This window comes from Bdellovibrio bacteriovorus (assembly GCF_048286975.1).
In the GTDB taxonomy this organism is placed as follows: domain Bacteria; phylum Bdellovibrionota; class Bdellovibrionia; order Bdellovibrionales; family Bdellovibrionaceae; genus Bdellovibrio; species Bdellovibrio bacteriovorus_H.
Map to the genome: position 1 here is coordinate 879,514 of NZ_JBLVRT010000001.1, position 24,209 is coordinate 903,722.

23 protein-coding genes are annotated in these 24,209 nt (G+C 50.0%); 13 read left to right on the forward strand and 10 right to left on the reverse strand.

The window, feature by feature from the left end; genetic code table 11:
- The first annotated feature begins 13 nt into the window (after window positions 1–13).
- Window positions 14–2,620 carry a M16 family metallopeptidase gene (locus ACNQKP_RS04325; RefSeq protein ID WP_417863068.1) on the forward strand — a complete coding sequence of 869 codons (2,607 nt, stop codon included), beginning with the start codon at window positions 14–16 and terminating at the stop codon, window positions 2,618–2,620.
- Here ACNQKP_RS04325 and ACNQKP_RS04330 read toward each other — a convergent pair.
- A complete protein-coding gene (locus ACNQKP_RS04330) occupies window positions 2,617–3,675 on the reverse strand; it encodes a hypothetical protein (protein ID WP_417863070.1) in 1,059 nt (352 codons plus the stop codon). The genes ACNQKP_RS04325 and ACNQKP_RS04330 overlap by 4 nt on opposite strands.
- A gap of 141 nt (window positions 3,676–3,816) precedes the next feature.
- On the opposite strand from ACNQKP_RS04330, the gene ACNQKP_RS04335 reads away from it, so the two are divergent.
- The 4 genes from ACNQKP_RS04335 (at window position 3,817) to ACNQKP_RS04350 (ending at window position 6,688) form a co-directional block, all read left to right on the forward strand.
- Window positions 3,817–4,452, forward strand: coding sequence for a hypothetical protein (locus ACNQKP_RS04335; protein ID WP_088563799.1), 636 nt, complete (start codon window positions 3,817–3,819; stop codon window positions 4,450–4,452).
- 18 nt (window positions 4,453–4,470) lie between these two features.
- Window positions 4,471–4,818 carry a twin-arginine translocase TatA/TatE family subunit gene (locus tag ACNQKP_RS04340; protein ID WP_088563800.1) on the forward strand — a complete coding sequence of 116 codons (348 nt, stop codon included), beginning with the start codon at window positions 4,471–4,473 and terminating at the stop codon, window positions 4,816–4,818.
- A complete protein-coding gene (gene tatC / locus ACNQKP_RS04345) occupies window positions 4,815–5,576 on the forward strand; it encodes a twin-arginine translocase subunit TatC (RefSeq protein WP_088563801.1) in 762 nt (253 codons plus the stop codon). Before ACNQKP_RS04340 ends, tatC begins: the two co-directional genes overlap by 4 nt.
- A gap of 116 nt (window positions 5,577–5,692) precedes the next feature.
- Complete coding sequence (locus tag ACNQKP_RS04350) at window positions 5,693–6,688, forward strand: hypothetical protein (protein WP_417863073.1); 996 nt, start codon at window positions 5,693–5,695, stop codon at window positions 6,686–6,688.
- A gap of 61 nt (window positions 6,689–6,749) precedes the next feature.
- Here ACNQKP_RS04350 and ACNQKP_RS04355 read toward each other — a convergent pair whose 3' ends face one another.
- From ACNQKP_RS04355 to deoC, 7 genes are all read right to left on the reverse strand, one after another.
- Entirely contained in the window at window positions 6,750–7,277 is a 528-nt protein-coding gene (locus tag ACNQKP_RS04355) for an acetyl-CoA carboxylase biotin carboxyl carrier protein subunit (RefSeq protein ID WP_011166160.1), read from the reverse strand.
- Window positions 7,278–7,279: 2 nt separating this feature from the next.
- Window positions 7,280–8,776: an acetyl-CoA carboxylase biotin carboxylase subunit gene (gene accC, locus ACNQKP_RS04360; protein WP_417864087.1), complete on the reverse strand. Its 1,497-nt coding sequence runs from the start codon at window positions 8,774–8,776 to the stop codon at window positions 7,280–7,282.
- A 14-nt stretch (window positions 8,777–8,790) separates the two neighbouring features.
- Window positions 8,791–10,359, reverse strand: a complete 1,569-nt coding sequence (locus ACNQKP_RS04365) for an acyl-CoA carboxylase subunit beta (protein WP_417863075.1) — start codon at window positions 10,357–10,359, stop codon at window positions 8,791–8,793.
- 138 nt (window positions 10,360–10,497) lie between these two features.
- Window positions 10,498–11,727, reverse strand: coding sequence for a S8 family peptidase (locus ACNQKP_RS04370; protein WP_417863077.1), 1,230 nt, complete (start codon window positions 11,725–11,727; stop codon window positions 10,498–10,500).
- 144 nt (window positions 11,728–11,871) lie between these two features.
- Window positions 11,872–12,687, reverse strand: coding sequence for a purine-nucleoside phosphorylase (locus tag ACNQKP_RS04375; RefSeq protein ID WP_088563807.1), 816 nt, complete (start codon window positions 12,685–12,687; stop codon window positions 11,872–11,874).
- Between the two features lie 27 nt (window positions 12,688–12,714).
- The gene (locus ACNQKP_RS04380) at window positions 12,715–14,034 is read right to left on the reverse strand and encodes a thymidine phosphorylase (protein WP_417863079.1); all 1,320 of its coding nucleotides are present in this window, start codon (window positions 14,032–14,034) and stop codon (window positions 12,715–12,717) included.
- Window positions 14,034–14,696 (reverse strand): deoxyribose-phosphate aldolase, encoded by a 663-nt coding sequence (gene deoC, locus ACNQKP_RS04385; protein ID WP_417863081.1) that lies wholly within the window; start codon window positions 14,694–14,696, stop codon window positions 14,034–14,036. Before deoC ends, ACNQKP_RS04380 begins: the two co-directional genes overlap by 1 nt.
- Before the next feature lie 59 nt (window positions 14,697–14,755).
- Here deoC and ACNQKP_RS04390 point away from each other — a divergent pair, with 59 nt between their 5' ends.
- On the forward strand, window positions 14,756–15,133 hold the full coding sequence (locus tag ACNQKP_RS04390; RefSeq protein WP_417863083.1) for a hypothetical protein: 378 nt from the start codon (window positions 14,756–14,758) through the stop codon (window positions 15,131–15,133).
- A 1-nt stretch (window position 15,134) separates the two neighbouring features.
- Here the strand turns inward: ACNQKP_RS04390 and ACNQKP_RS04395 are convergent, their stop codons facing one another.
- Entirely contained in the window at window positions 15,135–16,238 is a 1,104-nt protein-coding gene (locus tag ACNQKP_RS04395; protein ID WP_011166152.1) for a type IV pilus twitching motility protein PilT, read from the reverse strand.
- 147 nt (window positions 16,239–16,385) lie between these two features.
- Between ACNQKP_RS04395 and ACNQKP_RS04400 the strand changes: the two genes are divergently transcribed.
- The 7 genes from ACNQKP_RS04400 to ACNQKP_RS04430 all read left to right on the forward strand — a co-directional run bounded on the left by ACNQKP_RS04400 (window position 16,386) and on the right by ACNQKP_RS04430 (window position 23,418).
- The gene (locus ACNQKP_RS04400) at window positions 16,386–17,903 is read left to right on the forward strand and encodes an Rne/Rng family ribonuclease (protein WP_015092790.1); all 1,518 of its coding nucleotides are present in this window, start codon (window positions 16,386–16,388) and stop codon (window positions 17,901–17,903) included.
- A gap of 214 nt (window positions 17,904–18,117) precedes the next feature.
- Window positions 18,118–19,737 (forward strand): hypothetical protein, encoded by a 1,620-nt coding sequence (locus ACNQKP_RS04405; protein ID WP_417863085.1) that lies wholly within the window; start codon window positions 18,118–18,120, stop codon window positions 19,735–19,737.
- A 207-nt stretch (window positions 19,738–19,944) separates the two neighbouring features.
- A complete protein-coding gene (gene rplU / locus ACNQKP_RS04410) occupies window positions 19,945–20,508 on the forward strand; it encodes a 50S ribosomal protein L21 (protein WP_374034407.1) in 564 nt (187 codons plus the stop codon).
- A gap of 29 nt (window positions 20,509–20,537) precedes the next feature.
- Window positions 20,538–20,798: a 50S ribosomal protein L27 gene (gene rpmA, locus ACNQKP_RS04415; protein WP_011166148.1), complete on the forward strand. Its 261-nt coding sequence runs from the start codon at window positions 20,538–20,540 to the stop codon at window positions 20,796–20,798.
- Window positions 20,799–20,885: 87 nt separating this feature from the next.
- Complete coding sequence (gene obgE / locus ACNQKP_RS04420; RefSeq protein ID WP_417863087.1) at window positions 20,886–21,917, forward strand: GTPase ObgE; 1,032 nt, start codon at window positions 20,886–20,888, stop codon at window positions 21,915–21,917.
- Window positions 21,917–22,945 carry a nicotinate (nicotinamide) nucleotide adenylyltransferase gene (gene nadD, locus ACNQKP_RS04425; RefSeq protein WP_041578145.1) on the forward strand — a complete coding sequence of 343 codons (1,029 nt, stop codon included), beginning with the start codon at window positions 21,917–21,919 and terminating at the stop codon, window positions 22,943–22,945. Before obgE ends, nadD begins: the two co-directional genes overlap by 1 nt.
- 2 nt (window positions 22,946–22,947) lie before the next feature.
- The gene (locus ACNQKP_RS04430; protein WP_011166145.1) at window positions 22,948–23,418 is read left to right on the forward strand and encodes a 23S rRNA (pseudouridine(1915)-N(3))-methyltransferase RlmH; all 471 of its coding nucleotides are present in this window, start codon (window positions 22,948–22,950) and stop codon (window positions 23,416–23,418) included.
- Here the strand turns inward: ACNQKP_RS04430 and ACNQKP_RS04435 are convergent.
- Window positions 23,415–24,173 (reverse strand): protein-glutamine glutaminase family protein, encoded by a 759-nt coding sequence (locus ACNQKP_RS04435; protein ID WP_417863090.1) that lies wholly within the window; start codon window positions 24,171–24,173, stop codon window positions 23,415–23,417. The genes ACNQKP_RS04430 and ACNQKP_RS04435 overlap by 4 nt on opposite strands.
- Window positions 24,174–24,209 lie beyond the last annotated feature (36 nt).

Genomic DNA, 24,209 nt, shown 5'->3' on the forward strand with positions numbered 1-24,209 from the left:
AGTTATGTAGAGTATGTCTAAGAAATTTCAACTAAAAAACGGTCTAAAAGTCCTTTTACTGGAAAGCCACAAGTCTCCGGTGGTCTCAGTGCAAATGTGGGTGAAAACAGGCTCGGCGGATGAAAAAAAGACCGAAGAGGGGATCTCTCACTTTATCGAGCATTTGGTGTTTAAGGGGACCCGCAAGTACAAGGTGGGCGAGATCGCGGCCACCGTCGAAGGCTCCGGCGGGGAGCTGAATGCCTACACCTCTTTTGACCAGACAGTATTCTATGTGACCATTTCCAAACAATTCTCGGATGTCGCTCTGGATGTGATCAGTGAAATGATGGGCTATCCCACTTTTGATCCACAAGAAATCGACAATGAACGCGAAGTCGTTCTGGAAGAGATCAAACGCGGGCAGGACAGCCCGGGTCGCAGAGCCAGTCAGCTGCTTTTCACCAACGTCTTCCAAAAAAGCCCTTACGGCATTCCGGTGATTGGTTATGACAAGGTCGTTAAAAAGGTTTCTGCCAAAAAAATCCGTGAGTTCTATCAGTCGCGTTATGTGCCATCAAATATGTTCCTGGTGGTGTCCGGTGACTTTGATTCCAAAGAAATGAAGAACCGCGTGCAGCAGATGTTTGGCGGTTTTGCGCCGTACAAACTGCGTAAAGTGGCGCGCAAAAAAGAGCCGGCGCAAAAAACCATCCGCATCAAGGTGGAGCAGGCGAAGTTTGAGCAAACCACCGCCTATCTGACCTGGAGAATCCCCAGCGTGAAGCACAAGGACATCGCCGCCCTGGAAGTGATGTCGGCGATTCTGGGGCAGGGGGATTCCTGCCGCCTGATGCAGACCTTGCGTATCAAGGAGCCACTGACAAACTCGGTGGGGTCTTTTGCGTATTCCATGCAGGATGACGGTCTGTTTGCCGTGTCCTTGGGCCTTGAAAAGGAAAATCTGACCAAAGCGCTCAGTGCACTGATACCGGAACTGGTTCGGATTGTGACCGAACCTCCCACGGTGGCGGAAATGCAAAAGGCGATCACCAATTTTGCCAGCCACGAAGTGTATTCCATGGAGACTGTGGATAACATTGCGAGAAAAGCCGGAAGCAATGAATTTTATTACGGCGATCATGACTACTACAAAAAGTACATGAAACAGGTCTATGCGCTGAAACCGGAAGACATTCAGAAGATCGCCAAAAAATATCTGAAGGCAGACAGCTTTGGTCTGTCCATGATGACAAACATGGATAAGAAAAACGCGGACCGTATCCTGAAAGCCTTTGCCAAAGACTTAAGGAAAGCCCTGCGTGAGGCAAAAGTCGTAAAACAAAAAGCACCGCGTTTTGCCGCCAAGAAGTTCAATATCAATGCCGGCGCAGCCAAGGGTGTTCCAACCACGGAGCGCATCGTTCTTGATTCCGGCGCGACCCTGTTGATCCGGGAACAAAGCGACACGCCGTATGTGGCGATGAAAGCCGCGTTCCTGGGCGGGGCGCGTGTCGAACCAGAGGGCCAAAACGGTCTGACGGAACTCTTTGCCAGAAACTGGATGTCGGGATCGAAAAACTTTACTGAAGATGACATCAATCTGCGTGTGGATGAGCTGGCAGCGGGGATTGGTGCCTTTGGCGGCCGAAACTCCGCAGGTCTTTCGATGGACTATCTGTCGCCGTTTGAAGACAAGATGCTGGAGATCTATGCCGATTCCCTGCTGGAGCCCCAGTTCCCGGAAATCATTCTGGAGCGCGAAAAGGTTGTTCTGAAAAATCAGATCAAGGCCCGCAATGACAATCCAGCCCAGCTTTGTATTTTGGCCTTCATGCAGGAGATCTTTAAAGGTCACCCGTATGCACGCGATCTGGTGGGCAGTGAAACCACGGTCAATGCCATCACGTCCGCAGACTTGCTTGGTTATTATAAAAAGATCGCCATGGCGAAGAACGTGACATTCTCTGTGGTGGGCGATGTGGACACCAAGAAATGGGTGAAGACGCTGAATGCAATCACCAAAGAGCTTCCCAAAGGGGAGCGCGTGAAAAATCATTTCGCCGCACCTAAAATCACCGAATCCAAACACCTGTTCCGTGAGCTTAAAAAAGAACAAAGTCACATCATCGTGGGTTATCAGGGTCTGACACTTTCAAGCCCTGAGCGCTACACGATGGAGATCATTCAGTCCATTCTGAGTGGCCAGGGTGGCAGACTGTTCATCGAGCTTCGCGACAAAAACTCTTTGGCTTATTCCGTGTCGCCGATGCACATGGAAGGGATTGAGTGTGGATATTTCGGTGGATATATTGGTTGTTCGCCGGAAAAATCCGAGAAAGCAATTCAGATGCTGAAAGCGGAATTCAACAAACTGGCGACAACAAAAATTTCTCCGGAAGAACTGGTGCGCGCGCAGAGATATCTGATCGGCAGACACGATATTGAGCTGCAAAGAAAGAGCACCATAGGCAACGCGATCTTGTTCGATGATATCTATGGCCTGGATTACCGTGAAAGCCTGGATGTGGCCGACAAGTACTTTGCAGTGAGTCCGGAAGATGTGCTGAAGCTGGCGGAAAAAATCTTTGCCCAGCCAGCCATCGTCAGTCTGGTGGGTCCGACGGATGTGAAATCCTAAAGTTCGCGACGGAAGTCCTCAATGATTCTTTGATTGAGGGCTTCCAGATCCTTAAACCCGCGGGGCTTGAGTTCTTCAGGTCCCTTGGTCATTTCCATACTTAAATGCTTTTCTAAAATCGCAAACACCTTTGGGATCACCGTGCGTTGGTAGTTGTCACTGCCGATGCGGGTTTTCACGATTTGCCAAAGCTCCCAGCGTGCGGGTAAGAAGGCATAATACAGATCCCCGCCGAACTGGGAATAAAACGGATATTCCTTTTTCCAGCGCTGCCGCGACAGGTGGTGACGGCCCTCAGTAAAGTCGCGAAACTGCAAAACGGTGGAAGAGTGGGGGCGATAGTTTTCACCGGCACTTTTTAAAACTGAAGACATGGCTTTCGGGTCTTTCGTGACCACCATGGACAAAGAATCGGCAAACAGCTCATGCACGGCGCTGCGCAGACTCCAGTGAGCCGAAAGCTCCTTGCGGCGTTCAGCAACGGCGTCGATCTCTTTGATGACTTCATAGATTTTTCTATCCAGTTCCTGGCGGACCACCGGATCGGTGGCTTTTGCCTGTTCGGCCATCAAAGTATCGTTCGTTGCGTGCAGGTTGTCTTCCCGCGTGTGTAGCGAAATCTGTTCTTCACGCAAAGTCTTGTAGCCGGGGGATTTCAGAGTCATGTTCTTTTCAAAAACCGCATGTGCGTATTCGTGCATCAGGGTGTTTTGATTGATGGCCGGATGTTTTTTGCCCATCTTGTCCGGTCGCACACCGACACTGATTTGATAGCTCTGGGCATTGAAGGTGGAAAAGATAAAAGCACTGTCGACTTGGATCTGGACTTCGTGGGGAACGGCGAGGTCACCCAAAAGGGAATGGATTTTATCCACTGTGTGGGCGTAGTCCCTGGCCGGAGGACCTTTTTGCCCGGAAGGTTTGACTTCAATCTGACCCAGTTTCGCATATTCCGAAGCAAAGACTGGCCCGCACTTTTCCCCGAAAGCCCACAGGGACCCCGGCGCAAAAGCGCTGAGCACTGCCAAAGTGATAGTCATCCATCTTAATTTCATTCTGCTTATAGCTCCTTCAAACGGGCTTGCCAGATTGAAATGCAAAGAGGGCGCCGGTGGGGTGTCTCATTGTGAGACTTTTGACCAGCTTTGCAAAAAACTACTAACCGAAAACCATTCAGAATTTGTTAAACTAGCAGTATGCGGGAAAAGCGTTCGACACCGACAGTTGAGCTTTTTGTAAGCCCAGAGGGCTACTTCCAGGAGCTGGTTCAGAAAGGTCTGTCCCAGCGAAAGGTTCAGACCTTTCCGATGGTTGAGGCCTATCTTGTGAATTTATTACAGCACTATCTGGATGCGCGAAATCTGCACGATCCAGCCTACGCCAGCGAAAGCGGCACCCGAAATCCCCAGACACTGGCAGAAATGTATCTGACAGCACAGAATGCCGAAAGTTTTGTGAAAGCTGAAATGCTGAGAAAACTCGGCGACCGAACTCTGTATATCAGCGGCTTTTTTGGGGACTCTCTTTCTCGCAAGATCATTGATGTGGATTACTATGCGGAGATTGGCGGAGCGGCTTACGCGTCATTGGCCCATTGCACCCGTGAAGACACCATGGCGCGTGTGTACACAGTATTCTCGGACCGTTTCCTGGAGTTTGTGGATGTGCTGACGTACATCAGTCATCATTCGTTTATCAAAAGCGATGAAAGCATTTTGAGGCTGTATGAGCGCTACATGAGAACAGGATCTGAGCTGGCTCGTGAAAAGCTTGAGGAAATGGGAGTTTTGACCCTTCCTCAGGATCAAGTAAAGCTTGGCAAGCAGAGCTGATTCCTCTATTCTGGCGCCATGTTTGGCTTAGGTATGTCTGAAATTATCTTCCTTGCGGTTCTTGCCCTGATTGTCATCGGGCCCAAAGAACTTCCGGAACTGGCAAGGACTTTGGGGCGCTTTCTCAACGAGTTGAAAAGAAGCACCGATTCCATGGGTGATGAACTCAAGCAACAGATGCGCCTGGATAAGTTAGACAAGTTGAACATGGACACCATCCGCAATCCTCAACAACAAGCCCATCAGAATGAAGCAGAGCAAGCGCCGCTGGCTGCTTCCGCTGAGGCCGCGCCGATCGTTGAAGAACAGCTGGAGTTCCCGCAAGCCACCGCTGACGAAAAATCAGAAGAACAGAAGCCTTCATGAGACGCGAAGAACTCGATTCCAAAGCCCAATCTTTGTATGAGCACCTGTCAGATCTTCGTAAATGTCTGATCAACTGTGTCTGGATTTTGCTGATCGCAACCGGAATCTGTTACGGCTTCAGCGAAAAGATTTTCGATTTCGTGCGTGAACCAATTCGTCCCTACCTTCCAGGTGGCGGTCTGATCTATACCGGTCCTTTGGATAAATTCATCGCTCACTTAAAGCTATCCTTCGTGTGCGGGATCCTGTTGTCTTGCCCGTTCTGGCTTTATCAGGTTTGGAAGTTTATTGCTCCGGGCCTGTATGCCAAAGAACGCAAGTACACCATGGGCTTTATTGTTTCCGGCACGGGTTTGTTTGTGTTGGGGGCGGCGTTTTCTTATTGGATCGCGCTTCCGATGGCTTTCCAATTCCTGATGACTTTCGGGGGCGAGGTCGACAAGCCGATGATATCCATCGACCAGTACATGGGTTTCTTCACCCAGATGTGTTTGATGTTCGGTGTGGCGTTTGAGTTGCCGTTGGTGATTGTGGTTCTGGGAATGATGGGCATTGTGTCCCAGTCCTTCCTGCGCAAGAACCGTCGTTATGCCATCATGACCATTGCGGTGATCGCTGCCATCATCACTCCACCGGATCTGCTGAGCATGGTGATGATGCTGGCGCCGATGTGGGTTCTTTACGAAGCGGCGGTCCTGATCGTCGGTGTCTTTGAAAAGAAGCGTGAAGACAGCTACGCTGTAAACGAGCGCGAGTAGCCACAGTTCCTGCCCCGACGACAGTCTGGGTGTTCGGCATTTAATGTGAAATGTGAGAATCTTAAGAGTACGCTCAAAAAAGTGTATAAATGCATTCTTACGTTCATGGAGGAACTGTGAAGTCTTTGATCTTCTTGTCCCTGATGGGTCTTTCTTTGTCTGCGGCGGCCGACATGGCGGACTATCAAAAAGCATCCAAACAATTTGCGTGTATCAATCAAGTCAACATGGCCACCATGGATATGGGTTTCGGCACAGAGCCGGATGGGGCTGCATTCGCTATCGGTGCTGATGGTAAAACCAATGTTTTGGATTCCGGAAAAATCGTTTCCCGCGAAACCAAGGACGGCGTTGAAACGATCGTTTATAAAGCGAAAGTGGTGACCGGATTCAAAGATGGCAAGCCGGTTTTTGAAACGGACCGCAAAACAGTGGCGATTCGCCGTGATGATCAGGGGCGCGTGGTGGCGGTGAACAAGGACATGAATCTGAAAACTCAGATTCAAAACCGTGATGCTTATCTGAAAACAGAATGGGGCAAACACGCCAAAGGTAACTATCCGCTGATCAAAGGAACTGAGTCCACATTCACGTACGACGGGGATTCCTGTGATGTCGCGCAAAGTGTTTACATGCAGATGCAGGACGAAAATTCCAAAGTGGAAAGTAAAGTCACTTATGACAAAGTCTTCTGCGACCGCATGAAGCCGATGATTTCTAAAATGGGTTCTCAGAACGCGGCTCAGTGTGGAAACTTGATCGGTATGGCTCAAGGCGCCTTCGATCAGCGTAACGCTGAACTTGCGAAAGAGGGCAAATCTATGGCCGGCGGTGCTTTCGGTATGTACGCGAATCCTTATGGTGGCGCGCTTTCTTCCAATGCCAAAACCAAACAAGCAGCTCAAAGCAGCGCTTTTAATATCGGCGGTGCGATCGCCATGTGTGCCTCTATGGCTGATGGCGGTGTAGGCATGATGGGTGGCTACTACGGCACTGGTATGGGTGGCGTGATGGGCGGTTATTCCGGCGGTATGATGGGTACTGGCGGTATAATCGGGAACGTTCCGGCGAAAGCCAAATCGAACCAGAAAGATGCCAAAGGCACCAAGTAAGACAAATTAAAAAGGGGCTCCAAAGAGCCCCTTTTAGTTTTTACAAGATGTGATTTGAAGACTACGGTTCTTCGAACTTGATCAAAACAGCGCCAGATTCCACAGAATCGCCCTGTTTCACGCGGATCTCTTTGATTTTTACATCGCGGGATGCGCGCATTTCGTTTTCCATTTTCATCGCTTCCATGATCAGCAATGGCTTGTTGGCCTTCACGATCTCACCTTCTTTGGCGAAGATTTCGATGATTTTACCAGGCATACCGGATTTCAGTTCCTGATCGCCACCGAAACCGCCACCTTTCTTCAGAGATTCATGCAGAAGCATTTCATCATTGAAGACTTTGATGGTGCGGAAAGAGTTACGTGTAAAGACCGTGTACTCAGTGTCCTGTCCGATCACGTCGATCAGATAGGACTTACCGCCAAACAGGAAGCTGATGTACTGCTCGGCCTGTTTGTAGTCGTTTTTGGAGATGTCATAGTGGATCCAGTCTTTGCCCTCTTCCTGCAAGGAAACCTTCCAGGTCGTGCGGTGCTCGGTCACATCCACTTTAAATTTTTTACCTTTAAGTTCTGCCTCAAAGTACATGGTTACGTCCTCAATTGAAGTTTGCGGCTGATACGCTTCCAGTTGGAAGTCAGGTTCAGCTGGCGAACGTCTTTGGATTTACGATCGTTGTAAGCAGTGATTGCCGCCGCGATCAGGAATACAGGGTCTTCAACTTCTTTGAAAAGATTTGGTTCGATAACTTCGAAGTTCTTTTCAATAAACTGAGTCGTGTAAGAGCCATCACGGAACTTCGGGTGATCCAGGATGGTTTTATGCAGAACGATATTGGTTTTAATACCGGTCAGCACGAACTCACTCAGAGCACGTTGCATTCTGTCGATGGCCTCTTCGCGCGTCTCACCCCAAGTGATCACTTTGGCGATCATTGGATCGTAGAAGATAGGCACTTCATAGCCCGGGTAAGCGTAGGAATCCACACGCATAAACGGACCTTGCGGGTGACGGCAGGCACGAATCACACCCGGGTGCGGTTTATAGGTGATCGGGTCTTCCGCACAGATACGGGCTTCGATGGCGTGGCCTTTTTGTTTGATGTCTTCTTGTTTGAAGCTCAAAGGTTTGCCCGCAGCTACATAGATCTGCTCTTTCACCAGGTCATAACCAGTCACGATTTCCGTGATCGGATGTTCCACCTGAAGACGAGTGTTCATCTCCATGAAGTAGAATTCCTTCGTGGCGTTATCAAAGATGAACTCAATCGTTCCCGCGCCCACATAGTTGATCTGTTTTGCTGCGCGAACAGCGGCTTCACCCATGCGCAGGCGCACTTCGTGAGGCACAGAAGGGGACGGACATTCCTCGATGATCTTCTGGTGACGGCGCTGCACAGAGCACTCACGTTCAAACAGGTGAACGTGGTTGTTGTGAGTGTCGCCGAACACCTGGATCTCGATGTGTTTCGGATCGTTGATGAATTTTTCGATGTAAACAGTCGGATCTGCGAAATAGTTCTGGCCTTCAGAACGGCACGCACGGAAAGCGCTTTCCAGTTCGTCCATCTGACGAACCACACGCATCCCTTTACCACCACCGCCGGCAGAAGCCTTGATGATGATCGGAAGGCCGATCTTTTCTGCGATCTTCCGGGCTTCCTCAACGGATTCAACCCCGCCGTCAGAGCCTGGAACCGTCGGGACACCGGCTTTCTTCATCAAAGCCTTGGCGGAAAGTTTATCCCCCATGGCTTCAATATTCGCAACTGTTGGACCGATGAAGGTGATGCCTGCATCTTTCAAAGCTTGCGCAAAAGTGGTGTTTTCAGACAGGAAGCCGTAACCCGGGTGAACAGCGTCCACGCCGGCTTTTTTGCAGACTTCGATGATCTTGTTATAATTCAGGTAGCTTTCTCGCGATGGAGATGGGCCAATGTGATAGGCCTCGTCCGCCAGGAATACGTGCAAGCTGTCGCGGTCCGCATCGGAAAACACCGCCACAGAGCCGATTCCCAGCTCACGGCAAGCGCGAGTGATACGGATGGCGATTTCCCCGCGGTTGGCGATCAGGATTTTTTTAAACAATGCCATGTTCGCTCCTACAGAGGGATGTTTCCGTGCTTTTTAGCCGGAGTAACGTCACGTTTATGTTTCAGCATTTCCAAAGAGTCGATGATGCGTTTACGAGTCATCGCAGGTTCAATAACCTCATCCGTGTAGCCCAGTTCAGCGGACACGTATGGATTGCTGAACTTGGCTTCGTACTCTGCCGTCAGGCGCGCGCGCTCGGCCACAGGGTCTTTGGCTTTGTTGATCTCTTCACGGAAGATGATGCTTACGGCACCGTCAGCACCCATAACCGCGATTTCTGCAGAAGGGTAAGCCAGGTTCACGTCAGAGCGAAGAAGTTTCGAGCCCATAACGATGTAAGCACCGCCGTAAGCTTTACGGGTGATCACTGTGATTTTAGGCACCGTCGCCTCGGCATAAGCATAAAGAAGCTTCGCACCGTGAGTGATGATGCCGTTCCATTCCTGGTCTTTACCCGGCAGGAAGCCTGGTACGTCCACGAAGGAAACAACCGGGATGTTGAAGGCGTCACAGAAGCGGATGAAACGAGCACCTTTGCGGGACGCTTCGATGTTCAAGCAGCCAGCAAGGATGTTGGGCTGATTCGCCACGATACCCACAGGACGGCCGTTGAAGCGTGCAAAGCCCACGATCAGATTCTGAGCGAAGTGTTTGTGCACTTCCAGGAAGTAACCCTCATCCACGCACTCTGTGATAACAGAGATCATGTCGTAAGGTTTCTTTGGATTTTCCGGAATCAGATTGTTCAGGGCTTCTGTCAGGCGGTCCGGACGGTCGTTGGTTGGAAGAACCGGAGCATCGTCAAGATTGTTGGACGGAAGGAAGTTCATCATCTCGCGGATCAGAAGCAAGCAGTGCTTGTCATCTTCAGCAGCAAAGTGAGCCACACCGGATTTTGCAGAGTGAGTGGTCGCTCCACCCAGTTCTTCCTTGGTCACATCTTCGTGAGTCACAGTCTTGATAACATCAGGACCGGTCACGAACATGTAAGAGGTGTTTTTCACCATGAAGACAAAGTCCGTGATGGACGGGGAGTAAACCGCACCACCCGCGCACGGGCCCATGATAGCGGTGATCTGTGGGATCAAACCGGAAGCCATGGTGTTTCTGGTGAAGATGTCCGCGTAACCACCCAGGGATTCAATACCTTCCTGGATACGCGCGCCACCAGAGTCATTGATAGAGATGAAGGGAGCCCCGTTTTTCATCGCCAGATCCATCACTTTGCAGATCTTGTTGGCTTGAGTGCGGGACATGGATCCACCGATCACGGTGAAATCCTGGGAAGACAAATAAACCAGTTTGCCGTTGATACGACCGTAACCCGTGATGACACCATCACCAGGAACCACGTTTTTATCCATGCCGAAGTTTGTGCAACGGTGAGAAACAAAACGATCCATTTCAACAAAGCTGCCTGGATCCAGCAAAACATCCACGCGCTCGCGTGCAGTCAGACGACCACCTTGTTTGTGTTTCGCCAAACGAGCTGCGCCACCACCGGCCATTGCGGCTTCGTTTCTTTTCTCAAGATCTGCCAATCGTGCTTGAATGCCAGATGAAACTTCTGTGCTCATAAAATTCCTTTTCTTGTGAGGAACCATCCTCAAAAAACAAGGAACCAATCTAGCACTTCAGTTCAAAGAATCATCTTAAAACTAGAGACGCAGAGCATACTTTTTATGCCCCGCGTGAATTGATCTATGTGTTTGAAATTACGGAACTAACTGCTGAATGTACTGAAGCGCCTTTTCGACATTGATGCGCCCTCGAGTATTTACTTTAAACTCGTGTCCGGAAGACACGTCCACAGACTTCAAAATTGCCTCTTTAACTTGCACTGCAGTGGCCGTCGGTTTGGCACTCCAAACCAGGGCTGCGGCACCACTGACGAACGGTGCTGCCATGCTGGTTCCTTCCATATAAGCAGTGGATCCGCCCGGCACGGTGGAAAGAATTCTTTCTCCCGGAGCCGCCACGTGCACCAGAGAAAAACCACTGTTGGACCAAGAGGTCATGAAGTCTGAAACCGAAGCGGCAGCCACTGTGATCTGATTGGCCATATTGAAGGACGCCGGGAATTCCGGATATACATCCACATCGCGCCCGTCATTACCGGCAGCAACGACAACCAGAATGCCTTTTTTCTCAAGCTCCACGAAAGCATTTCGCAAAGAGGCCACGCACGGAGCTCCACCCCAGCTGGCGTTGATGATCTTGGCACCACGACTGGCAGAGTACTGCATGGCAAGAACGGCATCCCCCAAGGATCCACCGCCGTCATTGGCAATAAACTGCGCGGGAATGATCTGCGCCTGGGGAGCCACACCTTCAATCGAACCATAGCGAGAATCCGCGGCGATGATACCCGCCACGTGTGAACCGTGCGAGCTTGGAGTCTGATTGTTACCCGGCTGGGAAACAAAGGCGGCACCATAATAGTCATCGACGATTCCATTTTTATCGTCATCAATCCCGTTGTTCGGGATTTCACCCGTGTTCACGGCAATGCGCGGAAGCAGCTGGGGATGGGACACATCCACGTAAGCATCCACCACGGCGACTTTCACGCCCTGACCGTAAACACCCTGGCTCCACACCGTCGGGGCGCCAATGCGCTGCTGGCCCCAGCTGTCGGTGAAGGCTGTCGCCGACACTTCGCTGGATCTTTGCAGTTGGATCACGCGATCGTAATCAACGTGTTTGATATTTTCCAATTGAGGTTTGATGAAATTTTCTTTGAATTCTGCGGCATTGGCCGCGGTTTCAGTTGTGAAACTGCCGTCTTCCCATTGCACGATGAATTTGTTTTCAAGAGCCTGACCACGACAGGCGCTGGAATCAAGCGCGCCATTTTCTGGAAAGACTGTTTCAGCGGATTTCTGGCTACAAGCTGCAAATACAAAGACGCAAGCGACCGCCGAGAGAATTTTTTGAACATCCATGTTCACTCCCTGTGCGAGCCCAACGGGTCCCATCAATGGGACGCACTACAAAGGCCCGACCGGTTAGCTCTTCGGCTATTATATGTCTTATTTTGAGGCTAAATTTCAGAAACTGGACTGGACCCTTTTATCAGGTCCAACCCATTAGATATGAGCGATGAACTCACGCAAAAACGAGGAGAATTGCATCTCAACTTGCTTGGCTGTCTCTGTCACTTCGTCGTGGGAAAGCTTCTGAGAAGAAATCCCTGCCGCCAAATTCGTGATGCAGGAAAGAGCCGCAACACGCAGACCCAGGTGGTTGGCTGCGATGGTTTCTGGAACCGTGCTCATGCCGACCGCTTTGCCGCCAATCAGTTTCAAGTAACGAACTTCAGACGGAGTTTCATAAGTAGGACCGCTCACACCGCAGTACACACCTTTGTGATAGCGTGTGCCTTGTTTCATCAAGACATCTTCCATGATCTGGATCAGGCGCTTGTCGTAAGCTTCCGTCATGTCCGGGAAACGAGGACCCAGTTCCTTGATGTTCGGACCCATCAAAGGATTCGTGCCCATCAGGTTGATGTGATCTTCGATGACCATGAAGTCACCGGCCTGCATGTTTTCACCGAAACCACCGGCAGAGTTGGTCAGAATCAAAGTTTCCACACCCAGCATCGCCAAAGTACGAGTCGGGAACACAACACTTTCCATGCTGTGGCCTTCGTAATAGTGGTTGCGACCCTGAAGGATCGCGATGGATTGACCATTGATTTTACCGAAGATCAGATTTCCGGAATGTCCTTCGACAGTCGGAGGGGAGAAGTGAGGAATGTCTTTGTAAGGAATGGTCGTTTCAACTTCCACTTCTTTCACAAAAGCGCCAAGGCCCGATCCCAATACAACACCGATTTTCGGTTTTGCCGAAGTCTTGGTGCGGATGTAGGTCATGGATTCTTGTAGCTTATTGAGTACCAAAATATTCTCCCTTTTCGACCTTGAGTATTAGCTCAAAGTTTTGAGTATCAAACTAGGCTTTGTCGTCTTTTGCAAGGAAATTGTCACTGCTGAACGAAGCATCGGCAGAGCAGATTGCAGCAGATCTTTGTCGTCGCCATGCAATGTAAACACGGTGTCGCCCACCTTCACTTCATCTCCCACTTTCATATGGAATTCGATACCCGCAGTGGGGGCAATGATGTCCGTGGTTTGTGCACGACCGGCCTTGATCAAGATGCCCGCAACACCAATGCTTTCGGTGTGGAAACCACCCACCCAGCCGGCTTTGTCAGATTTAACTTCAATGGAATGTTTCGGTTTTGGCAGGGCCTTCAAATTGCCACCGTGGATGGAGCAAAGCTCTTCAAACTTCGCCATCGCTTTACCAGACACCAGGATGTCTTCGGCAATCTTGTAAGATTCCTCTTCGTTTTTACCCACACCTGCCAATAGCAGCATGTGCGCAGAAAGGCGCAGGCTCAGTTCGCGAGTGTCATCGTAAAGATCATAACCACCAGCGCCGATGAATTTTTCGTTCTTCATGATGGCCACGCATTCTTCGACTTCCACCGAGTTCCCGGCATAACGACCCAGCGGCTGATCCATATTGGTTAGCAAGGCCGTGACTTTTTTGCCGTAACCTTTTGCAATCGCCATCAGGTTCACCGCCAGTTCTTCCGCCAGCACAGAAGTTTTCATAAACGCGCCGGAACCGAACTTCACATCCAGCACCAGGCCATCGATCCCTTCCGCCATTTTTTTGGACATGATTGAAGCACAGATCAGTGGCAGGCTTTCCACCGTCGCCGTCACATCACGAAGGGCATAGATTTTTTTATCGGCCGGGCAGATTTCTTTGGTCTGACCGATGAAACAGATTTTGTGTTTGTGAACCAGCTCGATAAATTCAGGCAGGGACTTTTGAGTGTTGAATCCTGGAATGGATTCCAGTTTGTCCAAAGTTCCGCCGGTGTGACCCAGGCCACGGCCGGAAATCATCGGCACCGGAATGCCCGCGGCCGCCACGATCGGACCCAGAATCAGACTGGTTTTGTCGCCCACGCCACCGGTGGAGTGTTTATCCACTTTGAATTCTTTCACGGAAGAAAAATCCACAACTTCACCGGAATGAAGCATGGCTTTGGTCAAAGAAAGAGTTTCTTCCGTGTTCATGCCACGGAAGAAGATCGCCATCAGCAAGGCTGACATCTGATAATCAGGAATCTGCCCGCGCGCGTAGCCCAGAATGAATTCGTTGATTTCTTCATAGGACAGCTGACCGCCGTTGCGTTTGATTTTGATAATTTCAGCAGGAAGAAAAGCCATTAGTAACCACCTTGTACAGAGCCGCCTTGAATAATTGTGATCCCTGAGCTTGTGCCAAGACGGGTGGCTCCAGCGTCGATCATTGCTTTTGCTTGTTGGGCATCTTTGATGCCGCCGGAAGCTTTGACTTCCATGGATGAGCCCACAACGGACTTCATCAGTTTCACGTCATCCACCGTGGCGCCGCCGCCACCAAAACCGGTGGAGGTTTTTACGAAATGCGCACCAGCTTCCAAAGCCGCTTTGCACGCCAGGGTTTTGTCTTCCTGATTCAGCAAAGCAGTCTCGATGATGACTTTCACGGTGTGACCACCCGCTGCCTGAACCACGGCTTTGATATCGTCGCGAACATAGTCCAGACGACGGTCTTTCAGTGCGCCGATTTGAATGACCATATCGATTTCCTGCGCCCCGTTGGCGATGGCGGTTTTGGCTTCAAAGGCCTTGCTGACAGTGTCCATGGCGCCCAGCGGGAAACCCACCACGCAGCAGACTTTTACGGAAGAGTCTTTCAGAAGTTCTGCACAGGTCTTTACATAGGACGTGTTCACGCAGACAGAGAAGAAGTTATGCTCTTTGGCTTCCGCGCACAGCTTTTCAATCTGGGCGGTTTGGGCTTCAGGCTTTAAAAGAGTATGGTCAATGTAACGACTTAGTTGCACGGGGCACCTCAAGAATGTTTAAATTAAAAAGTTATCCCAGATCATTGCAGGAGGCAATCATGACACCACAGAAGTGGACCTCAGTTTTACTCATATCTTTGTTCCTTTTCATGTCCTCCACCTCGATGGCCCAGGCCAATCGCGGTGTGAAACGCAATGTCGCTGCGGTCCTGTTTTCCACTCTGGGCGGGGCGATTCTGGGATTAAGCACATTGTCTTTTTACGGTGAACCGCAAGAGCACACGGGCAATATCACCACCGGTGCGCTGGTGGGACTGCTAGGCGGGGTGGGGTATGTTATTTATGACTCTTCGCGCCCAGCGGCGCCTCAGTATGAGTATTCCCAGAATTTGGGAATGGACTTTAAAAACCGAAGGGCCTCGGAAACTTTCGTCGCCAAGGCCCCTCCCATGATTCAGTATTCGTTTACTTTCTAGATTAGCCCACTTTGGTGCGCGGACCGCCAGCAGGTGCGCCACCCATTCCGGTCTGTACGCTGGTGTCGCCACCACCGGCCTGACCTAGGAAGGTCTTGGCGTCGGCTGCGGAAACTTTACCCTTACGAACCAGATCTTCAATGTACTTTTCAAATAGAACCATACCTTGAGTGGCACCGGTCTGCATGGCAGATGGGATCTGGTGGACTTTACCTTCACGAACCAAGTTCGAGATGGCTTTGGTGTTTCTCATGATTTCGTAAGCCGCCACACGACCTTGTCCGTCCGCGCGGGAGAACAGCGTCTGGGCGACAACTCCGCGCAGGGATTCAGCCAGCATCGTTCGAATCTGCTGCTGTTGGCCGGCAGGGAATACGTCAATGATACGATCGATGGTTTTCGCCGCACTGTTGGTGTGCAGGGTTCCGAAAACGATATGACCTGTTTCTGCGGCAGTCAGGGCCAAAGAAATAGTTTCCAAGTCACGAAGCTCACCCACCAGCAGGATATCCGGGTCTTCACGCAAGGCCGCTTTCAGGGCGTTGGCGAAACTTTTGGTGTGGCTTCCCACTTCACGTTGATTGACCAAAGACTTCAAGTTCGGGTGAACGAACTCGATCGGGTCTTCCACCGTGATGATATGGGCTTCGCGGGTCATGTTGATTTGGTGAATCATCGCCGCCAAGGTTGTGGATTTACCAGAACCCGTCGGACCGGTGACCAGAATCAGACCACGATCGCAATCGATCATGTCCATCACTGCCGGAGGCAGTCCCAGTTCCTGTGCTGTTTTGATTTTTTCCGGGATGATACGCATAACGGCGCCAAGGCCTTTACGCTGCATAAAGATATTGCAACGGAAACGTCCGACACCTGACAATGTGTAGGCGAAATCCAGTTCCCACTTTTCAACGAAAGCTTTCTTCTGCTTTTCAGAGAGAATTTCAAAAAGCAGTCCCTGCACGTCCTGATTTGTGAGCTCGCGATAGTTCAATGGAACCATGTTTCCATGCAGGCGCAAATAAGGGGCGGCTCCACTTGTGATATGCAAGTCGGAGGCACCTTGTTCCACCATGAGTTTGAACAATTCATCAATTGTTGCCATCGTCGTCTCCTAAGGTCTCTAATTCAGTGATCTTTTCGGTCAGATATGTTTCAATATTAAATATTAATTGCTATCGGTCTTGTTTCTGGACTATTGAACTAAGACCAGCCCCGTTCAAGAGGGGTTATATTCGCCAAGGAGTCGCCTGTGTCCGCAGAAATTCTGATTAACGTTCGACCTCAAGAGACACGTGTAGCCTATGTTGACGGCGGTATCCTGACTGATTTGAAAATTGAACGAAAAACGTCCCCCACTTTGGTCGGGTCCATTCATCGCGGCACGGTGATTCGTGTTCTTCCGGGCATGCAGGCGGCGTTTGTGGATATTGGTCTGGAAAAAGCAGCATTCCTGTATGTCGGCGATATTCGCGAAGACGTCGATGACAACTTCCTTTCAGCAGTTGATCGTGAAGAGCCGATGGATGAAGGTGATGACGACAAACCTCTAAGTCACACCAATAAAACTCCCATTCAGGATCTGGTGAAAGAAGGCCAGAGCATTCTGGTTCAGGTTTCCAAAGATCCGCTGGGCACCAAAGGCGCGCGTCTGACGACTCACTTGTCATTGCCAGGCCGTTTCGTGGTGTTCCTGCCGACGGTGCGCCACCTGGGAATTTCCCGTCGTATCGAAGACGAAGGCGAACGTGAACGCTTAAGAAAGCTGGTTCAGAAAATCAATCCTTCCGGTGGTGTAATCGTAAGAACCGCCGGGGACGGCGCTTCGGAAGAGATGTTGAAAGCCGACATTGAGTATCTGGATCGTTTGAGCAAAGAGATCTTTAAAAACTACGAAAAGAAAAAAACTCCGGGCACCTTGCACACGGAACTGGATGTCGAGCTGCGCGCCCTTCGTGATTTGATGAGTGAGGATGTCACCAGCGTATGGGTGGATGATGTCGAGATTCACAAAAAAGTCGTGAAATTCGTGTCTCAGTTCATGCCGAAGTACAAACAAAACATCGTGCTTTATGAAGAGAAAAAGCCGCTGTTTGACCTGTATGACATTGATATTGAAATTTCCCGCTCGATGGAGCGTAAGATCTGGCTTAAATCCGGCGGTTACATCGTGATTGATGAAGCCGAAGCTCTGGTGGTCATCGACGTGAACACCGGTAAGTTCGTCGGCAAAAAAGATCTGGAAGACACGATCTTAAAAACCAATCTGGAAGCGGTTCGCGAGACTGCGCACCAGCTGCGCGTGCGTAACTGCGGCGGGATCATCATCATCGACTTTATCGATATGGAAAAAGAATCCCATCGTGAAAAGGTTCTGGAGGCTTTGGCTGAAGAACTGGCGCGCGACCGTGCCCGCACCAACATCGTTTCCATGTCCCAGCTGGGCCTGGTGGAAATGACCCGTAAGCGCATTCGCCCGAGTTTGATTAAGACTTTGTGTGAGCCGTGCTCTTACTGTGAGGGCAAAGGCTACATTAAACGCAAATCCACGGTGGCCAATGAGATCTTCCGTGAGCTTGAGCGTGATGCCGACATGCTGATCAATAAAAAAACCAACGTGGTCATTCACTGCCACAGTGAAGTGGTCGACTGGATTTACGAAGTCGAAGGCGAAAGCCTGGAAGGCATCGAAAAGAAACTGGGCCGCTCTGTCGCGTTTAAAATCGAACCAAATTACCATCTCGAGCAGTACGAAATCTTCTTCGTATAGGGCGGCTGGTGAAAAGGGCCCATCCACTTCGTTGTCGGGCCCTTTCCTTCTCTCCGACGTGCATGAAGCACGCCTCCGTTTCGGAAAGCTCCCTCCGCCTCGCGGCTGAACCCTTTTGACCAGCCGCTAAGTTTTTTGGGAATTGGGGAATCAATTTGGGATTGCTGGACCTTGGGCTGTTGAGTCGGGGGTCTGGTGTTCCGATAGATTCTGTATGAAACATCTTTTGATTTTTCTTTTTGGCATTCTATTTTCTTTTGCTGCACAAGCCGAGCCGCTTTTCTGTGGTGGCAATCCTTATAAGGTGAAAGCTTTGGCGGATGTTTCTCGCAGCTCTTGTGTGCAGACCCTGCAGTCCAAAGAGTGTCAGGATCTTTTTGCGAAGATGCGCGCGGCGGGAGAAAAGCCGGAAGAAAAGGCTTTGCAATGTCATAAGCAAAGTTCCATGAGCCGGGCTTTTGAAGCCTCCTGGGATTACACTTCAGGCTGTGCTGTGGGTGGTTGGAATTTTGTGAAGGACAGCGTTGTTGCGATTGGTACGGCGATTGGGGAAGGGGCCGCTCAGATCGTTATGGATCATGAGGCGGAGGTGGCTGCGAACGCAGTTTGTGATGCCGATCCCAAATCCAAAGAAAATCTTGTGCTCCAATATAACAGCTCTGTTCCGAAACTGATGCAGATGAAGCTTCCTGCTGCCGCTGTCATGGCAAAGACCAAGTGCGCAGATATAAAAAGACAGATCAAGAAGCATCGCCTGGATTACGGCTATGCCGCCAGTTTGCAGATAGCGCAAAAATCCAGAATGAAAGATCCCAAATACACCCCTGAAGAACAGGAATTTGTGGACTGGGGCAAATCTCGTGCGACGAAAGCGGCTCCTGCGAAAATTGATTTATTGGGGGCGGCCAAGGCTAAACTCAAAGAGATGGGTGTGCAGATTGAGTGTTACAACTCCCAGCAGGCCGCGGCGATTGTTTGTGAGGCCATTGCTGAGGTGGCAACGCTTGCCGGTGGGCCGGCCGGGGTGGCACTGAAAGCTGCCAAAGCCAAAAACATCATGAAACTGGCGGGCATTGGGGCTGATGCCGGGAAGGCGTCCACCGCCTCTCGAGCCGTGGCTTCAGCCGCGGAACTGGAAAAGGCCGCAAAGCTGTCTAATATAGAGCGCGTGACGGCGGCGGAAAAATCCCTGGGGCGATCTTTAAGTGAAACTGAAAAGAAGGCTCTGATCTCGGCCCACGAAGTGGGCAAGGGGACCGGCCGGGGTTACGGAACCTATTCAAAGACGGATCTCAGCGACAAGGCTAATATATTGAAGAACGCCGGGTTCAAAACCGAAGAGCGTGATCTATTAATGCGTCAGGGATTGGCGGGAAGCCTGTCAGACACCAAAGCGGCCCGAGACTTTGCCAACAGAGCCCGCTTGGAAGCTGATAAGCTGCGTGTGTCTGGAAATATATCTGAATCTACAAATAGTTACCGCAAGGCGTCTGACTCTTATGAAGTCTTTATGAATGATGCAAAAGCGGCCAAGTCTTCGCGGGATTACTGGGTGGGGGCAAAGATGAATGCCTCGGCTGAAAGATACGATAAGGCTGCGGAATACTTCATCAAAACCGAGCAGGCCACCAGCCGAACGGATGTTAAGGCGCAGAACATCTTTAATGCTTTAAGCCGCGAAAAAGATGAGTTGCGCGTTATTGCTGCCCGAAATCCTGCCAGCAAGTCCGCCCAGAAAAATTATCAGGATCATAAAAAGCTGATTGAGGCGGTGGTCAATAGTAAGAACCTGCAGCTCGGGGACGCCTGGAAGCGGGAACTTTTGAAGCCCTGAGTTAAGCTAAGGTGCTGAAAATATAGGCTTTTATTTGGCACCTAGACCTCGCTAACTTTTTCCAAAAATATTTGCATTTGAGGGGGGTTAAAGCTAACCTCTCTTTCTCTCGTAAAAAGCTGAAAAAAATAGCATGTATTAGGTTGACAAAGCCTAGTGCAAAGTGGCATTTACCATTGGCTTAATTCGGGTAGCTGGAGGTATTACATGTACGCGATTATTCGTACTGGCGGGAAACAATATAAAGTTCAAGCTGGTGACGTAGTTCAGGTTGATAAACTTGAACAAGCACTTGGTGCAGAGTTTGAAATCAACGAAGTTTTGATGGTTGGTGGTGAGTCCACTGCTGTTGGTCAACCTCTTGTTAAAGGTGCGAAAGTAACTGTTGTTGTTACTAAACAAGCTAAGACAAGAAAAGAGATCGTCTTCAAAAAGAAGCGTCGTCAAGGTTACAGAAAGTTCGCAACTCACAAGCAAGAGTTCACCGAACTATTTGTTAAAGCAATTTCCTTCGATGGAAAAACTGCTAAATCTGATGAAGCTGCAACTGTTGTTGACGTGAAAGCAGTTCGTGCTGAAAAAGCACAAGCTCGCGTAGCAGCTCGTAAAGAGCGCGCAGCGAACAAAGGTACTGCAGAAGTTGTAAAAAAAGCGGCTAAAAAAGTAGCGAAAAAGAAAGTTGCTAAAAAAGCAGTTAAAAAGACTGTTAAAAAAGCGACTAAAACTGGCGCGAAGAAAAAAGCAGCTAAAAAAACTTCTAAGAAAGCATAATTAATTTTATTTCGTAAGAGAGGTTCGTCATGGCAAGTAAGAAGGCCGGTGGTAGTACAAAGAACGGTCGTGATTCACAGAGTAAACGACTGGGTGTAAAAAGATTCGGTGGCGAGAAAGTTCTTCCAGGAACTATCATCGTTCGTCAACGTGGCACTAAGTTCCACTTGGGTAACAACGTAAAAATGGGTCGCGACTACACTATCTATTCTGTAGTTGAAGGTCTTGTTAAATTTGAACGTTTCTCCAAAGAGCGTTTCAAAGTTAGCGTTTATCCTAAAGCTGTTTAATCAGTCTTAAGATAAATCGATACATTTTTTCACAAATGGAAAAGGAGCCATCCCATGGCTCCTTTTTTGTTGTATAGACAGTCAGTTATGAAATTCATTGATGAAGTCAGTATCTCTTTAGCTTCGGGACGTGGCGGCCCGGGTTGTGTCAGTTTTCGCCGCGAGTCTATGCAAGCCCGTGGCGGCCCAGATGGGGGCAACGGTGGTAAGGGCGGGGATGTCATTATCCGCACATCTCGTCATATCAATTCTCTGGTAGATATTAGACAAAACAAAAGATACGCCGCTCAATCCGGAAGGATGGGTGAGGGTCGTCAGAAATCCGGTATGGATGGCGAAGACCTTATCCTTATTGTTCCTCAAGGCACTGTATTCCGTAATATGGATGGTGAAATCATCATCGATATGACCGGCATTTCCGAACACACCCTGCTTAAAGGCGGTCGTGGCGGAAAAGGAAATGAATTTTTCAAAAACAGTGTGAACCAGGCTCCTGAGCACGCGCAGCCCGGTGAAGACGGTCAGGAAATTGAAGTTCGCCTGGAACTGAAGCTGATTGCGGATGTGGGTATCGTTGGATTCCCGAACGCGGGCAAGTCCACTTTGATCTCGCGCATCTCTGCAGCAAGACCGAAAATTGCGGACTATCCGTTCACAACCCTGACTCCGAATCTGGGAGTGGTGAAGGCCGGGGATTATTCCTCGTTCGTGGTGGCGGATATTCCAGGACTGGTGAAAGGCGCACACGCGGGTGTGGGTCTGGGCATTCAGTTTTTGAAACACATTGAACGTACACGTCTGTTTATCCATCTGGTTGATGCATCCGGAATGTCAGGTCGTGATCCCTTAGAGGATTATACGGATATTAATAACGAACTTAAGATGTACGATGAAAACAACCAGGACAAAGAGGGTTTCTTCCCTCTATCCACGCGTCCTCAATTGGTTGTTTTGAACAAGATCGACACTTTGAGTGAATCTCAGCTGACGAAGCTGAAAAAGCAGTTCAAGGAAGCCAGCGGCACTGAGCCGTTTGCGATTTCTGCGGTGACTGGCAAAAACATCAAAGAATTTGTTCAGGAACTGGCTCGTCAGATTTTGAAAGAGGAAGAAGAATAATGAAAATAGGTATTTTCGGAGGCAGTTTTAACCCTCCACACATGGGTCACATCAACGCAATCCAAACCGTGGCGAAAAAAGCCGGCTTGGGTAAAGTTCACATCCTGCCTGCGGCTCAGAATCCTCTGAAAACTCCGGTGGAAGGTCCAACGCCTGAACAGCGTGTGGAACTGACTCGTCTGGCGTTTGCCCAGTACGGTGAAACTTACTTTGTGGACGATCAGGAAATCAAACGCGGTGGCATGAGCTACACAATTGATACCGTGATGAATCTGCGCAAATCCTACGACGCCAATGATCTGTACCTTGTCGTGGGTGCTGATAAGTTTGAAGAGCTGGCTCAGTGGAAGGACTATCAAAAGATCCTGACTGAGGCGAATCTGATTGTTACAACCCGCCCGGGTTACGACATGCCGGAATCCCTGGAAGAAATGCCTGGATTCCTGAAGCCTTTGGTGGCGGAATTTGATTTCAACTTTATCGAGCTGAACACCGGCCGCAATATCCAGTTCATCACTTTGCGTGATGTGGAAGTGTCCTCCAGTGAAGTTCGTAAATGGCTTCGTTCCGGCAAGCCGGTTGAAAAATACCTGCCGTTGTCCGTTGAATCTTACATCAAAGAACACAAGCTTTACCGCAATCTGGGCGACCGTATCGGTGATTACACCAAGTTCGCTGAATTCTGCGCTAATGTTCTTTTTGCAAAAAAAGGCATCAACGTTCGTGGTTTCGATCTGACTTCCATGTCGGCTCCAAGCGAATACACATTGATCGCTTCCGGTACCTCCACCCGTCATGCGGCGGCGATGGCGGAAAACATCGTGATGGCGGTGAAAGAGGAATACAACGTTCACCCGCAAAGCATCGAGGGTGTGGATGAGGGCCGCTGGGTTCTTGTCGACTACGGTTCTTTGATCATCCACGTCTTCTACGACTTCGTTCGCCAGGAATACAGCCTGGAAAACCTGTGGAGACAAGGCAAGGACATGGGATTGAAAGATCCTTATGTTGGCAAGGGCGAGCAGTAATCATGAAGTTCATATTGTACAACCTCGCGACGGCCAAAGAGCCCTGGGCGGACGAGGTCAGCGAGTTGTACAAGAAGAAGATCTCCTTCTTCATTCCCTTCGACATCCAGTCCTTAAAAGCGAAAAAGTCCGCGCGTGAAGACGCAGACTTTAAGCGCAACGAAGAATCCGAACTGATCCTTAAGAATATCAACAGCGATGACTATGTCGTGCTTTTTGACGAGCGTGGATCTGTGCTGGATTCGATTCAATTTTCAAAAAAAGTGGAAAACATCCTGGGAAGCTCCAAGAAGCGCGCGATTTTCATTATTGGCGGTGCTTTTGGAGTCAATGAAGAGGTCCGCAAGCGTGCGGACCTGAAGGTGGCTTTGTCGCCGATGGTGATGAATCATCTGATGGCCCAGGCGATGAGTTTAGAGCAAATCTACCGGGCCTTTACGATCATCAAAAAAATCCCGTATCACAATATCTAGAGCCAAGGCGGCTCGTTACCCAGTTCTTTCTCGGGATCACGATCCAGATCCAGCAGACGGTTCCATTCAAGACTCAGGAAATTCTTTTGTTCCGAGATGGCTTCCTGGTCAGACAAGGCACGTGGATTCAGGCAGTCTGAGCCCGGATCGAATGTCTTGTGAGAGCAGATGGTGTATTGCACCTGGCTTTTTTCGCCACCCACGGCCTTGTTCCATTCAACCAAAGTCACAGGTTTTTCCGGATTGATAGCCGGGTCAAAGACGTAAACTTCGTTACCCACTCGGTAGGTCACGGCCACGTGATACCACCAGGAAACAGATCCGCCCGGGGCGTTCTGAGTCGGAGCATACAGATTCCCGAAGACAAAAATTTTCTTTGGTGTGGTGAAGTGATGTTCCACCAGCTCGGTGGCGGCCAGTTCGGCGCGGGCATAACAGCCATCGTCCGGATACATCCAAGTCAGGCGGCGGGCAAAAGGCTCGGCGTCAGCAATGAAGCGGGTGTCGCGCACGTATTTGAATTCCCGTTCCAGATCCGCGTAAGAACCCACATCCGGGATGTCCTGAATGTTCAGTTCTTTCATGGGTTTTTTCATGCGATCAGGATAGCTGTTGCGACCAAAAAGCTCCCATACCGGCGTGCTGCGCTGACGAGCAGCCTCGAAAGACTCACCGGAATGTCGGATGGAAGAAAGACCGGCCACGGCCGTGGCGGAAGCAGACAGAATCATCAACGAAACGAAAAATGCCTTCATAAACCCCTCACTCTTTCGGTTCTAGGCCTGCCTTCA

Coding starts and splice junctions, on each gene's coding strand:
- obgE (WP_417863087.1), top strand. CDS start 20,886: ATGAAATTCATTGATGAAGTCAGTATCTCTTTAGCTTCGGGACGTGGC.
- ACNQKP_RS04335 (WP_088563799.1), top strand. CDS start 3,817: ATGCGGGAAAAGCGTTCGACACCGACAGTTGAGCTTTTTGTAAGCCCA.
- ACNQKP_RS04405 (WP_417863085.1), top strand. CDS start 18,118: ATGAAACATCTTTTGATTTTTCTTTTTGGCATTCTATTTTCTTTTGCT.
- rplU (WP_374034407.1), top strand. CDS start 19,945: ATGTACGCGATTATTCGTACTGGCGGGAAACAATATAAAGTTCAAGCT.
- ACNQKP_RS04330 (WP_417863070.1), bottom strand. CDS start 3,675: ATGAAATTAAGATGGATGACTATCACTTTGGCAGTGCTCAGCGCTTTT.
- ACNQKP_RS04355 (WP_011166160.1), bottom strand. CDS start 7,277: ATGTACTTTGAGGCAGAACTTAAAGGTAAAAAATTTAAAGTGGATGTG.
- ACNQKP_RS04365 (WP_417863075.1), bottom strand. CDS start 10,359: ATGAGCACAGAAGTTTCATCTGGCATTCAAGCACGATTGGCAGATCTT.
- ACNQKP_RS04370 (WP_417863077.1), bottom strand. CDS start 11,727: ATGGATGTTCAAAAAATTCTCTCGGCGGTCGCTTGCGTCTTTGTATTT.
- rpmA (WP_011166148.1), top strand. CDS start 20,538: ATGGCAAGTAAGAAGGCCGGTGGTAGTACAAAGAACGGTCGTGATTCA.
- ACNQKP_RS04340 (WP_088563800.1), top strand. CDS start 4,471: ATGTTTGGCTTAGGTATGTCTGAAATTATCTTCCTTGCGGTTCTTGCC.
- nadD (WP_041578145.1), top strand. CDS start 21,917: ATGAAAATAGGTATTTTCGGAGGCAGTTTTAACCCTCCACACATGGGT.
- ACNQKP_RS04430 (WP_011166145.1), top strand. CDS start 22,948: ATGAAGTTCATATTGTACAACCTCGCGACGGCCAAAGAGCCCTGGGCG.
- tatC (WP_088563801.1), top strand. CDS start 4,815: ATGAGACGCGAAGAACTCGATTCCAAAGCCCAATCTTTGTATGAGCAC.
- ACNQKP_RS04435 (WP_417863090.1), bottom strand. CDS start 24,173: ATGAAGGCATTTTTCGTTTCGTTGATGATTCTGTCTGCTTCCGCCACG.
- ACNQKP_RS04325 (WP_417863068.1), top strand. CDS start 14: ATGTCTAAGAAATTTCAACTAAAAAACGGTCTAAAAGTCCTTTTACTG.
- ACNQKP_RS04380 (WP_417863079.1), bottom strand. CDS start 14,034: ATGGCTTTTCTTCCTGCTGAAATTATCAAAATCAAACGCAACGGCGGT.
- ACNQKP_RS04390 (WP_417863083.1), top strand. CDS start 14,756: ATGACACCACAGAAGTGGACCTCAGTTTTACTCATATCTTTGTTCCTT.
- ACNQKP_RS04395 (WP_011166152.1), bottom strand. CDS start 16,238: ATGGCAACAATTGATGAATTGTTCAAACTCATGGTGGAACAAGGTGCC.